The following is an 18,152-nucleotide window of genomic DNA, read 5'->3' on the forward strand; positions in this document are numbered from 1 at the left end:
GTTCGACTAGAATCGAACCATGAGCGAAGGCCCCAATATCGTGCGCATCGCAGCGCTTATCGGAGATAACGCCAGAGCCGAGGTTCTTTCTGCTCTGATGTCAGGCCGTGCGTACACCGCCACTGAGCTGGCAGATACTGCTGGGGTAACCAAGCAAACCATCAGTTTCCATCTTGGCAAGCTGCTGGGGGCTGAGCTGATCACGGTGGAAAAACAGGGTCGCCATCGCTATTTCATGCTGGCCGGGCCAGAAGTGGCTAGCCTTCTTGAAGCGCTGATGGGTCTGACGTTTAAAAGCGGAGGCGATTCCCGCTTTACCGGCCCGCGCGACCCTGCACTGCGTAAAGCTCGTATCTGTTACGACCACCTAGCCGGAGAGTTAGGCGTATGGGTGTATGAGCGGATGCTTCAAACGGGTATCTTTCAACAGCACTCAGGAGGGCTAGACCTTACTAAGCATGGCCGGGTGTGGTTTCTTCAATTGGGTATTGATACCGACGCGCTTGCGTCTTCAAAACGCTCACTGTGTCGAACGTGCCTTGACTGGAGCGAACGCAAGCATCACTTGGCAGGCGCGCTTGGCAGTGCGCTGCTTACCCGTATTCAGGAACTGGGATGGGCGAAGCAAGAGAAGGATTCACGCGTGATTGCGTTCAGCACTTCAGGCGAGAAAGCGCTGCGGGCAATATTCTCATCTCAAAGTACGCCATTGGTTTCAGACCAGCCATCGACCGCTCCACGGCCTGTTGAAATCGAAAACATTCAAGCTATATAGCATACATAGCCCATCTGTACTCTTTGAGACCTAGCCTGATGCACTACCGCCCCATGAAAATTGAAGATTACGACGCCGCCGTGGCGCTTTGGCTGAGCACGGAAGGCGTGCGGCTGCGCGATGCGGATTCTCGTGAGGGCATCGACAAGTATTTGCAACGCAACCCAGGGCTGAGCTTTGTCGCCGAGCAGGATGGCAATTTAGTGGGCACGATAATGGCGGGACATGACGGCCATCGCGGTTTTGTGCAGCATCTAGCGGTCGCGGCGGTTTGCCGAAAGCAGGGTATTGGCTCCGAGCTGGTCTGCCGCTGCATGAACGCGCTAAAGAATGAAGGCATTCAGAAATCGCACCTGATGTTGCTGGTGGATAACGATGCTGGCAAGCGCTTCTGGAAGCGCCTGGGCTGGGAGTTTCGTACCGATATCGAACTTCACTCGTTTATCTTGAGCAGCGGCCCCAACGCTTGAGGCCCCGCTTTATACGTGTTGGTGCTCGGCTTAATACCGTCAATAGCCACCCTGGCCGTTAAGTAAGCTCAAAATGACCGGAAGCGTGATTAGCGACACCAGCAAGGATGCAATGATCGCCAGCGAGATCGTCTCCTGGCGGTATTCGTACTTCTTGGCAAACACGTAAACGCCCGCGCCAATAGGCTGTGCCGCCATAACAACGGCTGCCGCCAGCCACAGCGCATCCTCTTCCCCCATGCCGAAAAGATACACGCCCGACAGCAGCGTGATGGCAGGCTGCACGACAATCTTGAGCAACAGCATGGGTGCGACGATGCCTAACGCATCGCCGGTTATCTGCTCTTTGACGTTAAGCCGGGACAAGCCAAGCCCCAGCGCAAATAGTGCGGTCGGGCCCGCAGCGCTGCCCAGGAAACCGGCAAACGCTTCCAGAAATGCCGGCAGAGGAATACCGAACAGCACGAAGAAAAGCCCCGCCAGCACGGAAACGGTAAGGGGGTTGGTAAAGGTCGTCTTGAAGGCTTTCCAAAGGCTGGTAGCGGCTGGGGTATTGCCTGCGCGGTTGCTGGCAAACAGATCCCAGCTGATGATCACGGCCATTATAGCGGGGATATTATGCAGGATCGTCGCGATGGCCGCCGGTAGCGCCGCCTCCTGCCCGAACACGGAGATAAGAATGGGCACGCCCATATAGCCGGTCGTGCCATAACAGGCGCCCATGCTCAGAATGGACGACTGGGGCAGCGCAATGCCCTTGTATCGGGCAATCAACCCGGCCAGCAGGTACACGCAGACGATGCCTATCAGTGACGAGGCGATAAAGCCCCACTGCTTGAGTTCGTTGATATCGGCCCTGGCAATGGCTAAAAACAGTAGAGCTGGCAGCGCGACATACAGCACGTAGTCGTTGATCAGCTTATCGGAACTGCCGCTATCGGGTTTTACTTTGCCAAACAGGTAGCCAAGAAGAATGACCATGAAAATCGGGATGACGACCAGGAACATAGCGCTTTCTCATGTTGAAGAAGTGTCGGCGTGGGAAACGCACTCGATGGCGGTCATCATCAAAGCTGGCCGCTGTTTTGTTAAATGAATTGTGCCAAGGTTATAATCGTTTTTATCGATAGCGGTGCACATGCGCGGGGCATCTATGCAGTCTGAACACCAAGACGCTTTTTCCTTGAAAGGGCGGGGTATTACGCTCGAACAGCTGCGCGCTTTCGTGACTGTGGCGCAGTACGGCGGGTTTGGTCGCGCGAGTGACGTGCTGGCGCGTACCCAGTCGACGCTAAGCGTTGGCCTTAAACGTCTTGAAGAAGATATTGGCTTTCGCCTCATTGAAAGGCGCCAAGGGCATGTGATCGGGCTGACCGAAGAGGGCCGGCGGCTGTTACCGGCCGCCCGCGATATTCTTCAACGTACCAGCAGAGCGATCAACTCGCTGAAGGCCTCAAGCCTTGAGGGAAAAGTAGCGCTAGGAGTACCGGATGACTTTGCGGTGGGTAACCTTCACCGTGTGATATCGCTCTGCCTTGAGGACAACCCGGGGCTGCGCGTGGAAGTCACAGCGGCCTCCTCTGCGGTGCTTTCGCGAATGGCAGAACAGCAGCAGCTGGATGTAGTAATTCTCAAGGGCGTGGCGGGCCAACCGGTGGTATCGAAAGCCGAGCAGGTCATTCAGGTCGAGCCGCTTTACTGGGTAAGCGCTGGCGCGATCCATTTCGATGACCTGCGCGATATTCCGCTGGTCACGTTTCTGGACGGGTGCGTGATTCGAAGCAGTGCCGTCATGGCGCTGAACGGTGTCGGGCGCTCGCACTACTTCGCTTATGTCAGCGGGTCGTTCGATAACATCAAGAAAGCGGTCATCAGCGGGTTGGGAGTGGGCATCCTGCCCAAAAGCGCGTTATCGGAGGAGCTGTGCGTACTTTCTGAGGCGAACGGCGTCCCGAATTTGCCCTCCATCCAGTTGGTGCTCAGCGCTTCGCAATCAAGCGAGCTGTACGAGCAGTTTGCCCGCTACCTGAGCCGTTCGCTGATCGAGTAACTCGCGCTTAAAGCCCCAGCGCCCCCCGGCGCAGCCAGCCGTGCACAAACACCAGCTTTTGCAGCGTCACTTCTGTCAGCACGAACGGGTACACATCCGAAAGCCCCATGGAGCGGTTGACGTTGTTTACCCCGGCCACCACCGCTGTGGCGATATGGATCAAGCGCTCGGCATCCGGTTCGGCGTAGGCGTCCCATTTCTGATCACGCGGTAGCTCGGGCAAATCCATGCCCGAAGCCACGAAGCTGTCGGTGATATCGGTCAGGTGCAGAAGGTGCGAGACGGTTTCCGCCCAGTCTTCATGCGGGTGAGCCGAGGCGTAGGTCGAGACATAGTGCGCGCGCCAGTCCTCTGGCGGGCCTTCATGGTAGTGATGCTGGAGCGCCTCGGTGTAATCGGCACGCTCATCGTCAAACGCCTTGCGAAAGGCATCCAGAAAATCTTCCCGCAGGCTTAACCGCCACCACAGCATATGGGCGATTTCATGGCGCATATGGCCAATCATGGTGCGGTAAGGCTCTTCCAGCTCTTCGCGGCGTGTTGTGCTCAGTACCGAGTCCGCCTCGGCCACGCTGATCGTGACCACGCCACCCACATGGCCCATGGGCACCGGCGTGGCGCCTTCGGCCAGCATATGAAAGGTGGGCGGTGCGCCCGGGTCTTCCGGCCGAAACCAGTGCCAGCGGCCCAGGTTATCGATCACCCAGCGCTTGGCGGCCTCGGTCAGCGCCCAGTTGGGAATGGCGTCGGGAATCTCCGGGTCCGGCGCCAGAGCGGTCATCGCACAGGCGCGACAGAACTCACCCTCGTTAGGTGCAATCCAGTTGCAGCCAATCACGTCACGGTTGGCGCAGAAGGGCGGCATGGGAATAAACGCTCGCGCCTGGGGGTCGTAAGCCACCGGGACGCCATCGGCGGTCACCAGGTTATCAAACCACAACGAACCGGCACCGACCGGGTTGGAGAAAACGCGCATGGGCCGGGTACTCATAAGAAAGGAGCCTTGAGTCTAGGCAGGGATGCGCGGCTACGTCCAATGCCTTCACGCTTATCGTCTGCATACGCTGTAGGCGAAGGCTTTAGCCCGCAACGATTTCAGCGTGTTATAAATAACCGCATACGAATAACACGTCTGCTTAATATTCTCTCGAAAGGTGCCCCATGGCGATAAGCGAACCCCGCTGGGTAGAAGAGTTGCCGCGACTCTATGCTCACCTCTGGGCATGCCTGACTCAAGGCGTCAACGACCGCCACGCTGCGGCACGTCATCCCACCTTGGCCACTGTAAGCGCCAATGGTATGCCCCAAGCCCGCACGGTAGTGCTGCGCGAAGCCGATCAGCAGGCCGCCACGCTTGCCACCTACACCGATATTCACTCCGATAAAATCGCTGCCCTGCGCGCCAACCCCGTGGCCGCGCTGCACGTATGGGATGCCGAGCAAATGCTGCAATGTCGCATCGAAGCCAACGTCACCATCCTGAATGGCGACGAGGTCAGCGAGCGCTGGCAGCGAATACCCGAACACGCCCGCACCGCCTACAGCCGCGGCCCCGCGCCGGGCGAGCCGATTGCGGATTCACTGGACTACACCAAGACCCCGGCCGAAAGCGCTTTCGCGGTGCTGTGGCTCGACATTCAAGCGATAGAAGCGCTGCACCTGGGCCACCACCACCGCCGCGCGGTGTTCAAGCGGGCGGATAATTGGGCAGGGCAGTGGCTGGTGCCGTAATGGGCGCGTCGGCTAACGCAAATCGCGAGCACTTTTTTTGTAGGAGTCGGCTTCAGCCCACGACGATGTAGGCTACTCAGTCGCGACGACTTTCAAATTCCAAGGAACCCCATGCCCCACGCTGAGCCTACCGAGCAGGATGCTCCACGCTTCACCACCCCTGCCGGTGAGATAATCGGTTGGCGGGATCGCGGCGTTATCCGTGCCACGGGTATCCGCTACGCCCGCGCAGAGCGCTTCTGCGCCCCAGAGGATGAGCCGCCTGCCACCATGCCCATTCAGGCCACTCAGTGGTCCCCCGCTTTGCCACAAAACAGTATTCCTGAGCTGGATGAGGCCTTGGGCATTACCCCCCAGGAGGCGGCCTACTGCGAAGGTGAGCTGCATCTGTCGGTGACCATTCCGGATAGCCCCGCCACGGCGCCGCGCCCGGTGATGGTCTGGATTCACGGTGGCTCTTACGTATTCGGCGCGGCAGACCTCGCGGTATACGACGTACGCCCGCTGGCGCTTGAACAGGACGTGATCGTGGTAGCGGTCAACTACCGGCTCGGCCTGCTGGGTTTTCTGGGCGGCTATGCCAATCGCCCGGCAAACCTGGGCCTGCTCGATCTCATTTCGGCGCTGCGCTGGGTCAACACCAACATTGCGGCCATGGGCGGCGACCCTAACAACGTTACTCTGTTTGGGCATTCCGCCGGAGGCGATGCGGCGGCCCATCTAATGATTGCCGAGGGCATTGATGGGCTTTTTCAGCGCGCCATCATCCAGAGCGCGCCGCTAGGCATCAGCCGCAACCGGGCGAAGATGCACGGCAAGATGAGCCGAAAGGCCGCTGATGTAAAAGACGATACGCCCTTGGAAGAGGTTCTGTGCGCACAAGAGCAGGTGGTTAAAGCCGCCCAAGGGTTTGGGCTGAGATCCGCCATGCCGTTTGGCACCCAGTACGGCCACTACCCGCTGCCCATTGAGGCCGAGGTAGACGCTGCCTGGCGCCGCGCTGCGCCGAAATTCGACATTTTTATTGGCTACACCTTAGAGGAAACCGCGCTGTTTCTAGTGATGTCTCGCAACCTTTCGCGGCTACGCCAGTTTCCATTAATAGGTGAGCGGGCCACCAGGGCGATGGTGGCTGCCACCACGCGCAAAATATACAAGCGCGATGCCCTCATGTTTGCCCGCCGCCACGCGAAAGCCGGTGGCAACGCTTACGTTTATCGGCTGGATTGGGGCAAGGGCCACTATCCGTTTGGCGCCTCCCATACCATTGAGCTTCCGCTACTGTTGGGCGAGCCCGCCAGCTGGCAATATGCCGATATCGTTAAAGACGTGGAACAAACCGATCTGCTTGAGCACGGCCAACGCCTGCGCGAGCTATGGGCAGATTTCGCGCGAAACGGGCAACTGCCGCCCACTGGTCAGCTTGAACCGCAAATAGTGCAGTGGTGGCAGGCCAGCTAGTTAGCGACAAGCGCATTCTCATTATCATGAATGCATTTGCCGACTGGCCCCAGGAGGCTTGCCGATGACGCGCTTGAAAGCACGACTGAATGCCGCTTGAGACGTATAGCCGAGTCGTTGGGCGACCACGTCGATAGATACTCTTTCTTGAGTGAGCCATTGATTGGCAAGACGCATCCGCAGTTCCGTTGCATAGCGTAGGGGTGGCACTCCGATGGTGGTTTGAAAGCGTTGTGCGAAAACTGAGCGAGAGACATGCGACTCCGCAGCCAACTCTGCCACTGTCCATTCACGGCCAGGCTGGCGGTGCAGCGCCAGTATGGCACGAGCAAGACGTGGGTCACGCAATGCCGCAACGAGACCAGAGGCGTTTTCACAGCCGGACTCGATCCAGCCGCGCACCATCATGGCTGCCGCAACCTCCGCGAGCCGAGCCAGAATACCCGCGAAACCGATACGACCGGCGCAGATTTCCCGTTTCATTGAATCAAGCATAGGCAGCAAGCCAGGGTAGCGATCCCCCAGCGTGTCAGCCACCATGACGGTTGGCATCAATTTACCAAGCCCCTGCATGCCGCCTAGATCGAACTCCATGCAACCGTAGAAAATGACGGCACTGGGTGTCGGGTGAGTACTGGGGCATGTGTCTACCCCGCTGACGGCTTCGCCAAGGGGCGCAGCATCGAATGTGTCGATGCTCTGAAATGAAACCTTCGCATCCGATAGAAGCTGATGCCTCCCCCCTTGAGGTATAAACACAGCGCTTCCAGCGGACAGTTCATGCAACTCACCATCATCTGTACGTAAAAAGGCAGTACCAACCGCCAGAAAGTGGAAGTAAGCGTGTCCTGGCTTGTCTTCGAAGCCTAAACCGAAAGATGGGCCTGTCTGAATGCGGCGGTATTGGACGCCACGCAGGCGCATGCCGGTCAGCAGTTCGCTGATGAGATCAGATGACAGGGCAAATTTATCTTTATTGGTCATTTTAGGCGTTTCGATCAAAAAAATGAGATTTATGATCATAGATCATCCAGGTTTACAGCTCTAGACTTTCAGCTTCAAAAGTTTCTAGAGAAGTTTCGAAATGAGTAATGACGTTTTTGATGCTGGAAAAATGGCCGATACAGGCGGTGCGGCCAGCAGTGAACCTGCTGCACCGGCGTGGATGGCGGTGTTTTCACTAGCAATGGGCGTGTTCGGGTTGCTGACGGCGGAGTACTTACCCGCCAGTCTGTTGACGCCGATGGCAACAGACCTCGGCGTGTCGGAGGCACTCGCGGGTCAAGCGGTGACGGTGACGGCGGTGATGGCTCTGTTTGCCGGGCTGCTGGTGCCCAGGTTAACGCGCAGTTTCGATCGGCGCGTGGTCTTGCTGGCGTTTACCATCCTAATGATCGCCTCCAACCTGCTCGTGGCGCTTTCCTCCAACCTGACCGTGCTGCTGGTGATGCGCATTCTATTAGGCATCGCGTTGGGGGGCTTCTGGAGCATGGCGGCAGCCGTGGCCATGCGGCTAGTGCCCGCCAATTTGGTGCCGCGAGCACTCTCCATCATCTTCAGCGGCATCGCGATCGGAACGGTGGTGTCCGTGCCACTGGGGAGCTACCTGGGTGGGCTCTATGGCTGGCGCAGTGCCTTTATCGCCGCTGCAGCTGTTGGCGGGATTACGCTGGTCTTTCAATGGTGCACGCTACCGCGTATGGCGCCGCGCAAAATGACGCATACCGCATCGGTGCTTGAACTGCTCCGCCGCCCGGGTATTGCGATTGGCATGATGGGCTGCGTACTTGCCCATACGGGCCAATATGCCTTGTTTACCTATATTCGACCGGCGCTTGAAAGCGTGGGTGACATTGATGTCGACGGTTTGGCGCTGATGCTTCTGGGGTTCGGTTTCGCCAACTTCGTCGGTACGCTGCTGGCCGGCTGGCTGATGGAACGTAGCCTGCGCGCGACCTTGGTGCTGATGCCGGCACTGGTAGGTGTGGCAGCGTTCGGCATGATCTTGCTACCCGTCCAGGGAACCGCGCTGATGCTCCTGGTCGCGCTGTGGGGCATGGCCTTCGGCGGTGTACCGGTGGCTTGGTCCAACTGGGTTGCGCGCGCCGTGCCCGATCAAGCGGAGACCGCCGGTGGAATGGTCGTCGCGGCGGTGCAATCATCCATCGCCACCGGCGCTGCATTGGGTGGCCTTGTTTTCGGCTTTAGTGGCGTCACCGGCGTTTTCATTACCGCAGGCGCGGTGATGTTGCTCGCCGCACTCGTGATTGCTCTGCGCGTCCGGGTCGAACTACCGCAGCACGGTGCAACCACCGGCGCCGGAATACATGTTTGAATGACTTTTTAACCCAGGTTTGTTCCGGGGAGGGGACAGGCATTACTGGCACCACCCGGAGCAGCACACTGAATGTTGAGATACGGCCAACGCCTGCGAGCGCTATGAGCTGACGCCGCGCTTATCGTATCCGCCTATGGCCGTGAGAGCGCTGGCCCTCGCTTGCTCAAGAAAGAGAAGAGAATAGAAGAACCGAAGCCTGAACATCCTCCCGGTCAGCGTCCTCACAAAGGCTGGCGTTAGTTTCCCACAGCCCAGTCCCGCAATATTCGCCAAGGTCATACTGGCTCAGTATCATAAGCAGCCTAAACCAAGCCACAGAAGTCATCATTCATGTCGTGCCCACCTTGCCCAAACTGCCAATCCGAATTCGTCTATCAGGATCAAAGCCTGTTCATTTGCCCCGAGTGCGCCCACGAATGGAACCCTTCTGAAACAGAGTCGGAAGACGCTGTGACGGTCAACGATGCCAACGGCACGCTGTTAGCGGAAGGCGATAAGGTAACGATGATCAAAGACCTCAAAGTCAAAGGCAGCTCGCTGGTACTCAAGGTAGGCACCAAAGCCGTTATCAAGCGGCTCAAAGACAGCAAGGATCATCAACTGGACTGCAAGGTCGACGGCGTTGGCGACATGATGGTAACCGCTCATTTTGTGAAAAAGGCCTGAACCACGCCTGGAAGTTGTTGGTCAACGTCACTAATCAGACCGCTATCCACATTACGACGCAGTAAGATTAAGTTCATCCACCACCACTGCGTCACACAACATATCCGCAAAGCTTGCCAGGGCCGGTGTCCAGGTTGCCGGTTCGGGGGCGACAAAATAGGTATCAATGTGGGCAATAGAAGCGGGCAGAGCCAGCGTGTGAATCCCGAACCGGTGCTTGTGAGCGTCTACCGTTCCACGCGGTAGCACCGTGTAGCCCATCCCAGCAGCGACACAGCCCAACATCGCATCCAGCGAGCCGAACTCGAATATCCGGCCCGCATTGACACCATAGGACGCCAGCAATAGCTCGATACGCTGGCGGTAGCTGCACCCTTGGCGAAACGCCATGAAGGCAGACGCCAGCAGCGCTTGTGAAGAGGGCATCGTCGTCATGGGCATCGAACCCACTAACACAAGTTCCTCGCTAAATGCTTTAAGCACGTGGGAGCGGCTATGCTCAAGCCGCCCAGCCACGAAGGCACAGTCTACCTGCCCGTTTAGCAGCAGCTCGACCAGCTCAGCCGTTGGCCCGGTCTTGAGCTGGATATCAACATCAGGCTGCGCTGCGTGATACGCCGCTAGTATTGGGGGAAGGCGCAATGCCGTTGTGGTCTCCATGGCGCCTATCCGTAGCCGCCCACACGCCTTCTCCTGACCCTTGAACAGCGATACCGCTTCATCATGGGCAGTCAACATGCGCTCAGCGTACTCCACCAGCGCCAAACCAGCGCTTGTAGGGCGAACACGTCCCGCACGATGAATAAGCTGTACGCCTAACTCCTCCTCAAGTTTCTTGATGTGAGTTGTCACGTTGGATTGCACCGTGTGCAAGCGTTTTGCCGCTGCCACGAAACTGCCTGTCTCGGCCACCGCCATAAATAGTCGTAATGATTTAAGCTGCATACTCACCTTTCTGCCAAGCCAGCGTTATCTCAAAAAAAGATAGTAGCTATCAAAACAAATCGTTTCTAGGAATAACTCCTCATCCGTAGTCTGGCTGTGTACTACCGCGCTGCCCACCTTGCCTGAAAGGCGGCACAAAAAGGACACAACCTGATGAGCCGAAAATTTACTTCCCACGATTTGCCCGCCCTGATGACCGGCATAATGGCGACCCTGGCGGGGATCGGCATTGCTCGCTTTGCCTACACGCCGCTATTACCAGCGATTATTCAGGAGGGTTGGTTTACCGCAAGCCAGGGCGCCTACCTGGGGGCCGCCAACCTGCTGGGCTACTTTATCGGTGCGCTTGTCGCCCACGCCCTGAGTGAGCGCTTTTCTACGCGCTGCGTAATGGCGGCAAGCTTCGCAGGTATCGCTTTAAGCTTTGTGCTTTGCGCTGGGGAGGGCGGTTTCACCTGGTTCTTCTTCTGGCGCCTGGTGTCGGGCATTGCGGGCGCCATCTTAATGGTGGTTGGCCCTTCGCTGGCGTTGGCGGCCACGCCCACAGAAAGACGAACCCGTGTCGGTGCCATGGTGTTTACGGGGATTGGCCTGGGCGCACTGCTTTCAGCCTTCATCGTGCCATTGCTGCTTGAATTAAGTCTCGCGTTTACGTGGGGCGCGTTGGGGCTGCTCTGCATTATGGCGGGGCTTTTATGCAATCACAGCATCACTCGGCTGGCGTTACCTGCCACGGCCAGCCCAACGGCCAATAAATCCAGGGAGTATTCGGGGGTAAAGGTCGTCGTGTGGCTGGTCATTAGTGCGTATGCCCTGGATGCGGTTGGGTTTGTGCCCCATACCGTGTTCTGGGTGGATTATCTCGCCAGGGAAAACGCATTAGGTAACCAGGCCGCTTCATTTCAGTGGGGCATCTTTGGCTTAGGGGCGGTGTGCGGGCCGCTAATGGTCGGCGCCCTGGCGCAGCGAGCAGGTTGGCATTATGGTTTGGCGATTGCTTTTGTAGCGAAGGCTGCCGCTGTTCTGCTGCCGGTGTTCTCGCTAGCACTGATCAGCCAATCGGTTTCCTCTTTTATGGTAGGGGCGATGATTCCCGGCATTGTCGCACTCACCTCGGGCCGCCTTGCTGAGTTGGTAGGGCCAACCGCGCACAAGAAAATCTGGGGGCAAGCCACCGCCGCTTTTGCTGCTGCCCAGGCAGTGGCTGGCTATGCCATGTCGGCACTCTATGGCGTTTGGGGCACTTACTCGCCGCTGTTCGCCATCAGCGGCCTCATGCTCGTCGCAGGCTTTTTGCTGGTACTGCTTAGTCGTGCTTTGCAGCAGCGCAACGCGGCGCTTACTGCTCAAAACAGGAGATAATAATGGAACTCTACCTAAACGTTACATCGCCCTACGCGCGCCTGGTGCGCATCGTGCTACTAGAAAAAGGCCTGAGCAAAGCCGTTACGCTGAAATGGTGTGACCCCTGGGTAGACGACCCCGCACTACTCAAGGCCAACCCTGCCGGGCGTATTCCTGCGCTAGTCACCGAGGAAGGCACTACGCTCAGCGAATCAATGCTGATTGCTGTTTACCTGGATAGCGCTTATCCGGAGAAGCCCGTGTTGCCAACGTCTCGCTTGAGCGAGGTGATGCACTTGGCGGGGTTGGGGCAAAACCTCATGGAAGCGGCTTTTACGATGGTGATTGCCAGAAAGCACACCGGCAATGAGGTCGACAATAGCGTGCTGGGCCAACGGCGTTCGCGGGCCGTTCAGCGGCTGCTCGAACAATTGAACCGAGAGCTTGGTGAAGCACCTGTGGACGCCATTAATCTTGGTGAAATCGCTGTCGCAGTGGCGTTGGATTACCTCGCTTTCAGATTGCCGGAGGTAGCGTGGCAGGAGATCTATCGACCGCTTGCTTCGTGGCACCAGGGTGTGATCACACGTTCGAGCTTTCAGGCGACTGCGTTTACCACACCGTAACGATGATCCAGCGACGAGGAGAAAAGGCCACTGCAACGCCAGCGCTACCGATTAAAAAACTAATCCGCCGCGATGGGATTAATCTAAGTTAACTGCTAGTCTCAGGATATTAGAGCGAAAAACTCCGCAGGGAACACACGATGCAGAATGCTTGCCAACGGTTCACCCTACCAAGCAGCTCATACAAGGGCAGGCCAACGGCATTCTGCTGGCCGGCTCTACGGACGGTTGCCCCCCGCGAACGCGGCTATCTGCCACGCCACTACTTTTCATGCAAAGACGTGCCGGTAGACGACTTATTCAGCGTTTCTGAAAGCATGACTTATCGCCTTTTTTAAAGGGCATACAGTATTTTTTTCGCTGGGTAAGATTCAGAGTGTTACTTGGAGTTATGAGCAATCAGCTGAGTCGATGGGGGCGGGATAGGATCTTATGAGTCAATTGATAAATGACATCTTTCGACCCAAAGCGGACTATTAATAAATTTCAGTGGCCGACTATAGACGACGGTCGGTAACAATTGTTATCGAACCTAGATTCCTCTCGGCTCTCGGTCGAGTCGTATATATATAAGCACGTTACTAACATAACAACATTAGCTTTTGGGGGCGCCCTATGTGCTGTCTGGGTGCGCATCCTACATTTCGTTTGCGAGGCGCTTTAATGGCAGAAAAAAAACCAGATTCTCTTTCGTCCGGAGATATATCGCTTCGGTTTATAGAACTCTGCCAGTTTCGTCGGCTGGGCAAAATTCGGCTAGAAGTTGACAAAAAAACAACCATCTTAGTTGGCGCAAACAATAGTGGTAAAACCTCGGTTTTAGCCGCCATCCGCCATTTTCTTGCGGATCAGTCTTCTTTTGGCGCATTCGATATCAGTATCTCGCAATGGCCAGAACTGCGAGCTCTAGGTAGAAATTGGGAGGCGCTGACCGAAGATCCATTAACAGTAGCTGGCGCCGAAGGGCTGTGGGAAAAGCAGCTCCAGATAATTCTTGCGGCCATGCCAACATTGGATCTCTGGTTTGATGCGGAGCCCGGTATGTACCACTACGTCGCACCATTCCTTTCCAAGCTCAGTTGGAAAGGAGGGGCTGTCGGTGTTCGTCTGCGGTTGGAGCCAGCCGCAAGCATAGATGATCTAAAGCAACTGGCATGGGCTTATAACAATGCGCGTTTACCGGTAAAGGACATGGGGGCGGACTCGCTAGCATGGCCAATTGACCTGCTCGATTTTTGGTTACGTGAGCCATCTAAGCTTGGCCATGTTCGCGTATACAAGCTAAGTGCAGATAATAACCCAGTGACGAGTCCTGCGACTTATGCTACTCAGACACTCTCTGAAGATGCCAATCCAATTGAGCGTAAGCACCTATCTAGACTCATACGCGTTGACTTTGTAGCTGCCCAGCGTGGACTTGGAAGTGAAGAAGCAGGGTCTAGGTCTGTTTCGGGTCCGCACCGAGTCGGAATGTTTTCAAATCAACTTCTCAAATTTGCCCAGCAGCACTTAAACGTTTCCAGCACTGGACACGGTCACCGTGCGGATCTTATCCAAGCCGTAGCTGAGGCACAGAGAGATTTGGATGAGAAGATTCATGACGCCATCGCCGATTCAGTTGAGGAAGTGAGGGAGCTTGGCTATCCGGGCTTACATGATCCCCAAGAGATTCGCTTTCGAACTCGCATTCAGACGGCGGATCTGCTCGATCATGGAACAGCTGTCCAGTACAGTATGCAAAAGGATTCACTAGAAGAGCTCCTACCTGAACACTCTATTGGGCTCGGTTACCAGAATCTCCAGTCCCTTAGCTACCAGCTAGTTTCCTTTAAAGCTGCTCGCCTCCAGCCTGAAAAAGGTTCTCCTGAACCCATTCACTTGGTGATGATTGAGGAGCCTGAAGCGCATCTTCACGTTCAGGTGCAGCGCATCTTTCCCGATAAAGCGCACAAACTTATCAGCCCTTTGAAGAGCGTGTCCGGCCTTAAAAGCCAGCTGCTCATTAGTACGCATTCTAGCCATCTTGCTCATTCAGAGAACTTCGACCGACTCAGGTATGTACGTCGCATAGCCAAGAGTGCTACGAATTCATTTCCAGCGACCGAAGTGGTCAATCTTGGACAGGTCTTTGGTGATGACAAAAAGACCCGTCAATTCGCGGAACGCTACTTCCGTGTTCAGCACACGGATCTGTTGTTCGCCAACGCAGCTGTTTTCGTTGAGGGTAGTGCAGAGCGAATGCTTGTGCCGCTCTTTATTGAGCGAGACTTTAAGGCATTGAGGAGCAGATATGTTTCCTTTTTGGATATTGGGGGGAGCCATGCTCACCGACTCAAGCCACTCGTCGAGAAACTCCGTATTCCTACGGTCATCATTACTGACATCGATCCCTCTAAAGAAAAAGAAGGTAAGCCCAAGAAAAATGGAGAGCCTAGCAAAAGGCTCATGGCTGTTGCGAACACGGGGCAAGGTGGGCTTCACTGCGGTAACCAAACTCTTCGTGAATGGCATCCGAAACTGGAACAATTGAATGATTTTAAGAACCCGACTGAAGCTCAATTAGTATGGAGTGAGGTCGCAGATTGCCTTGTGCGTTTCGCTTGGCAATTACCTGTAGAAGAAGCTGATGGCAGCTGGCCCAGCACGTTTGAGGATTCACTAGTCCTGACGAATTTGCATTGGTTTAAGAACCTGATGGATGAAAAACTCGATGAGGATGGTGAAGAGATTGAAGCACCGAAGGGGGCACTAGGCTCGGTGTCAAAAAGGGTTGCTAAAGCCGAAAGCACTCCAGAACTGCTGGTTGCACTTCATGCGCTTATGCACGGTTCGTTCGATAAAGGTGAATTCGCTGCTAGTATTTTTGAAATGATCTCTTCGGATGAGCCGGTCGTGGCTCCTAAGTATATCACGGACGCACTGACTTGGTTGGAGCAGCAGCTTTGTAGTGGTCAAGTAAAACTGGCCACCGCTTTATAGTTAACCCAGTACTTTTCCTCTGCCTGGTTCGGACTCATACCACCGTTATGCTGGTGAGGCCTAAGCTGGCTGTAATACCCGATTAAATAGTTCACGATATGATGCTGCCCCTGCAAGAATGAGCGATAGCCATACGTTGGCACCCATTCAACCTTTAAGCTCCTGAAGAAACGCTCCATTGGCGCATTATCCCAGCAATTACCACGTCGGCTTAGACTTTGTTTTACCTGGCATTTCCAGAGTGTCTGACGAAACTTACGGCTCGTATAATGACTGCCCTGGTCGCTGTGGAATATAACCCCTTTTGGCCGCCCACGGCTCTCATAAGCCATTTTCAATGCGCTGCTGGTGAGTTCGCTATCGGGTGATAACGACATCGACCAGCCAATCGTTTTCCTAGCAAATAAGTCCATGACAACGGCTAGATAAGCCCAGCGTTTGCCAGTCCAGATATATGTGACGTCGCCACACCAAACGCGGTTGGGCGCCTCAACGTTAAACTGACGCGCTAAGTGGTTCGGTACCTCAACATGTTCGTCACCTGTTTTCTTGTAGGTGTGCCCAGGCACTTGGCAGCTAATTAGGCCAAGCTTTTCCATCAGGCGGCCAGCGCGATAGCGACTTAACGGCACATCCTGCCTTGTCGCCATCTCTGCGATGCTGCGCGCCCCTGCAGAGCCTTCGCTCTCGCGAAAGAGCTCTCTGACCTTGGCTATTTCCTTAGTCTTCGTGGCACACACAGGTCTTTTTGAACGTTGTCTCCAGTATTTAAAGCTGCTGCGATGCACGCCAAACACGTCACACAGTTTTTTTACCGGGTAGCTCGTCTTGAGTTTCTCGATTAGCGAGAAGTGTTCAGGGAGTCCGACATCAAGAGAGCGGTAGCCTTTTTTAGGATGTCTTTTTCCATCTCAATGTCACGGATGCGCTTTTCAAGCTCGCGAATCCTGAGCTGATCGGGTGTCATGGGCGTTGCTTTAGGGCTTTGGCCATCACGCTCTTGGCGTAACTGACGAACCCATTTATCCATGCTCGAATACCCCACATTCATGGCTTCAGCCGCTTCACGAACCGTGTAGTGTTGATCGACGACCAGTTGTGCTGCTTCGAGTCGGAATTCAGGGCTAAAATTACGTTTTGGTCTTGTTGCCATGCTGCCACCTATTTGTCTCTTGGTGCATATTAACACCTCTAATTAGGTGGCCAAATTCACTATGCCACTACACTTGAGCCAATCCAGGAGTCGATGATATGAGTGTGGTATCTGCTGTTGCTGACAACAACCGAGATGCTGGGGTTGTCGAAGAAATCTGTGGGTATCTCACAGAGGAAACTCCTCGCAGTTACTTCTTATTTGCCGGTGCAGGTTCTGGGAAAACGCGTACGCTAGTAGAGGTGCTGCGTCGGATGACAGGCGTTTTGGAGCATGAGAATGGCAATCGGTTTGCGCGGAGCTTGAGGATGTATGGGCGCTCGATACGCGTGATCACATATACCAAGAATGCTGTCTCAGTAATTAAAGGGCGTCTAGGCAACAACGACTTAGTAGTTGTTTCTACTATCCACGCTTTTTGCTGGGAGCTCATCAGCGGATTCAACGATGACATCCGTACAGCGCTTATCGCTCTCGAGGAAGCTAGGCTTGAAAAGAAGATGGCGGAAGCTCTAGCGAAACCAAGAGGAATAACCGCGGCAAAGCAGCGGGATCTGGATGAAATCAAAAAAGGTATAGAAGGGTTCAGAGAGACGAATGTGTTTATCTACCATCCGGATCGCGAGACGTATGGCCCCGGTGCACTTGCTCACAAGCACGTCCTCGATGTAACAGCATGGCTCCTTAAGAATGTGCCTACGCTCCAGACCATCCTCAAAGATCGTCATCCAGTTATACTCATTGATGAGTCACAAGACACGATGAAGGGTATGCTGGATGCCTTGATGAATCTTGCGGAGTTAAGGAGTACTAATCTGACTCTCGGGCTGCTGGGCGATCATCGGCAGCGTATCTATACTGACGGGCATTCCGACCTTCCGAGTTTGGTTCCTCCGGGCTGGGCGACGCCCGAGCTGCAGATGAACCACCGTAGCCAGCGTCGAATCGTCACTCTCATTAACAGAATCTGGGAAGCGAAGCTTGAGGGTCGAACCCAACCTGCGAAAGGCGTGGAGCAGTGCTCCAGAACCGAGAAGACTGGTGGGGTTGTTCGTCTTTACGTCGGTGACACTAAGCTTACTTCAGAAGAGAAAGTTCATGGCGAACGCTGGTGCTCAGACCAAATGCGAAAGGCAAGCGATGCAGCTGCCTGGGGCAAGGGGGAGTATCAACTACTCGCTTTGGAACACAAACTGGTTGCAACGCGAGGCTCGTTCCTCGATGCATTTGGTGCAATGATCTTGCTTGATCCGAATGCTGCCGCACCCACGGGTAGCGGTGACAACAGAGGTCCTGCAGCAGTACAAGTTTTATTGAACGAACTTGCTCAGTTAGAAGCATGTATTAGTGCCGATGGTAATGTAGATGAGTTTAAGGCCACAGAAGTTTTTCGGCGCTACGGTCTTCTCGATGATATGCCAGTAGATATGACTGCGCGAGAATGCCGTGCCAACGAAATGCTTCAAGCTATTGAGTGTTTTGTAGCTGCCTGTAAAAACTCGATTTCGACTGTGGGGGATGTGCTTGAACCTGTCTTTGAATCGCCCCGGGTTTCGTAGACACCTCTAGGCCTTATACTAAAGGTACCTAGGAGGATCCATGAGCCGTCCCCGT

16 protein-coding genes are annotated in these 18,152 nt (G+C 55.3%); 11 read left to right on the forward strand and 5 right to left on the reverse strand.

Going from position 1 to position 18,152, the window contains the following annotated elements; all coding sequences use genetic code 11:
* Window positions 1–19 precede the first annotated feature (19 nt).
* On the forward strand, window positions 20–775 hold the full coding sequence (locus INT33_RS05865) for an ArsR/SmtB family transcription factor (protein ID WP_193091374.1): 756 nt from the start codon (window positions 20–22) through the stop codon (window positions 773–775).
* Between the two features lie 38 nt (window positions 776–813).
* Complete coding sequence (locus tag INT33_RS05870) at window positions 814–1,245, forward strand: GNAT family N-acetyltransferase (RefSeq protein ID WP_193091375.1); 432 nt, start codon at window positions 814–816, stop codon at window positions 1,243–1,245.
* Between the two features lie 39 nt (window positions 1,246–1,284).
* Here the strand turns inward: INT33_RS05870 and INT33_RS05875 are convergent, their stop codons facing one another.
* On the reverse strand, window positions 1,285–2,253 hold the full coding sequence (locus tag INT33_RS05875) for an AEC family transporter (protein ID WP_193091376.1): 969 nt from the start codon (window positions 2,251–2,253) through the stop codon (window positions 1,285–1,287).
* A 145-nt stretch (window positions 2,254–2,398) separates the two neighbouring features.
* Between INT33_RS05875 and INT33_RS05880 the strand changes: the two genes are divergently transcribed.
* Window positions 2,399–3,295, forward strand: coding sequence for a LysR family transcriptional regulator (locus INT33_RS05880; RefSeq protein WP_193091377.1), 897 nt, complete (start codon window positions 2,399–2,401; stop codon window positions 3,293–3,295).
* 7 nt (window positions 3,296–3,302) lie between these two features.
* Here INT33_RS05880 and INT33_RS05885 read toward each other — a convergent pair whose 3' ends face one another.
* Window positions 3,303–4,271 carry a zinc-binding metallopeptidase family protein gene (locus INT33_RS05885; RefSeq protein ID WP_193091386.1) on the reverse strand — a complete coding sequence of 323 codons (969 nt, stop codon included), beginning with the start codon at window positions 4,269–4,271 and terminating at the stop codon, window positions 3,303–3,305.
* A gap of 185 nt (window positions 4,272–4,456) precedes the next feature.
* On the opposite strand from INT33_RS05885, the gene INT33_RS05890 reads away from it, so the two are divergent.
* Window positions 4,457–5,026: a pyridoxamine 5'-phosphate oxidase family protein gene (locus INT33_RS05890; RefSeq protein ID WP_193091378.1), complete on the forward strand. Its 570-nt coding sequence runs from the start codon at window positions 4,457–4,459 to the stop codon at window positions 5,024–5,026.
* Between the two features lie 111 nt (window positions 5,027–5,137).
* Window positions 5,138–6,487: a carboxylesterase family protein gene (locus INT33_RS05895; protein ID WP_193091379.1), complete on the forward strand. Its 1,350-nt coding sequence runs from the start codon at window positions 5,138–5,140 to the stop codon at window positions 6,485–6,487.
* A gap of 24 nt (window positions 6,488–6,511) precedes the next feature.
* Here the strand turns inward: INT33_RS05895 and INT33_RS05900 are convergent, their stop codons facing one another.
* The gene (locus INT33_RS05900; RefSeq protein ID WP_192538392.1) at window positions 6,512–7,510 is read right to left on the reverse strand and encodes an AraC family transcriptional regulator; all 999 of its coding nucleotides are present in this window, start codon (window positions 7,508–7,510) and stop codon (window positions 6,512–6,514) included.
* A gap of 61 nt (window positions 7,511–7,571) precedes the next feature.
* On the opposite strand from INT33_RS05900, the gene INT33_RS05905 reads away from it, so the two are divergent.
* Together INT33_RS05905 and INT33_RS05910 are read left to right on the forward strand one after the other, a co-directional pair.
* Window positions 7,572–8,822 (forward strand): MFS transporter, encoded by a 1,251-nt coding sequence (locus INT33_RS05905; RefSeq protein ID WP_225736188.1) that lies wholly within the window; start codon window positions 7,572–7,574, stop codon window positions 8,820–8,822.
* A gap of 333 nt (window positions 8,823–9,155) precedes the next feature.
* Complete coding sequence (locus INT33_RS05910) at window positions 9,156–9,491, forward strand: zinc ribbon domain-containing protein YjdM (protein ID WP_192538390.1); 336 nt, start codon at window positions 9,156–9,158, stop codon at window positions 9,489–9,491.
* Between the two features lie 51 nt (window positions 9,492–9,542).
* On the opposite strand, the gene INT33_RS05915 is transcribed toward INT33_RS05910, so the two are convergent.
* Window positions 9,543–10,436 (reverse strand): LysR family transcriptional regulator, encoded by an 894-nt coding sequence (locus INT33_RS05915; RefSeq protein ID WP_192538388.1) that lies wholly within the window; start codon window positions 10,434–10,436, stop codon window positions 9,543–9,545.
* Window positions 10,437–10,589: 153 nt separating this feature from the next.
* Between INT33_RS05915 and INT33_RS05920 the strand changes: the two genes are divergently transcribed.
* From INT33_RS05920 to INT33_RS05930, 3 genes are all read left to right on the forward strand, one after another.
* Window positions 10,590–11,798, forward strand: coding sequence for a YbfB/YjiJ family MFS transporter (locus INT33_RS05920; protein ID WP_193091380.1), 1,209 nt, complete (start codon window positions 10,590–10,592; stop codon window positions 11,796–11,798).
* Between the two features lie 2 nt (window positions 11,799–11,800).
* Complete coding sequence (locus INT33_RS05925; RefSeq protein ID WP_193091381.1) at window positions 11,801–12,406, forward strand: glutathione S-transferase family protein; 606 nt, start codon at window positions 11,801–11,803, stop codon at window positions 12,404–12,406.
* A gap of 663 nt (window positions 12,407–13,069) precedes the next feature.
* Window positions 13,070–15,385, forward strand: a complete 2,316-nt coding sequence (locus tag INT33_RS05930; protein WP_193091382.1) for an AAA family ATPase — start codon at window positions 13,070–13,072, stop codon at window positions 15,383–15,385.
* Here the strand turns inward: INT33_RS05930 and INT33_RS05935 are convergent.
* Window positions 15,358–16,538 (reverse strand): IS3 family transposase gene (locus tag INT33_RS05935; RefSeq protein ID WP_192539958.1). Its coding sequence is split into 2 segments (ribosomal slippage): window positions 15,358–16,271 and window positions 16,271–16,538, totalling 1,182 coding nucleotides; the frame shifts between segments, so codons are not numbered across the junction. The genes INT33_RS05930 and INT33_RS05935 overlap by 28 nt on opposite strands.
* A 98-nt stretch (window positions 16,539–16,636) precedes the next feature.
* On the opposite strand from INT33_RS05935, the gene INT33_RS05940 reads away from it, so the two are divergent.
* On the forward strand, window positions 16,637–18,097 hold the full coding sequence (locus tag INT33_RS05940) for a UvrD-helicase domain-containing protein (protein ID WP_226940090.1): 1,461 nt from the start codon (window positions 16,637–16,639) through the stop codon (window positions 18,095–18,097).
* The last annotated feature ends 55 nt before the right edge of the window (window positions 18,098–18,152 follow it).

The sequence above is a fragment of the Halomonas colorata genome, assembly GCF_014897985.1.
Lineage (GTDB): Bacteria > Pseudomonadota > Gammaproteobacteria > Pseudomonadales > Halomonadaceae > Vreelandella > Vreelandella colorata.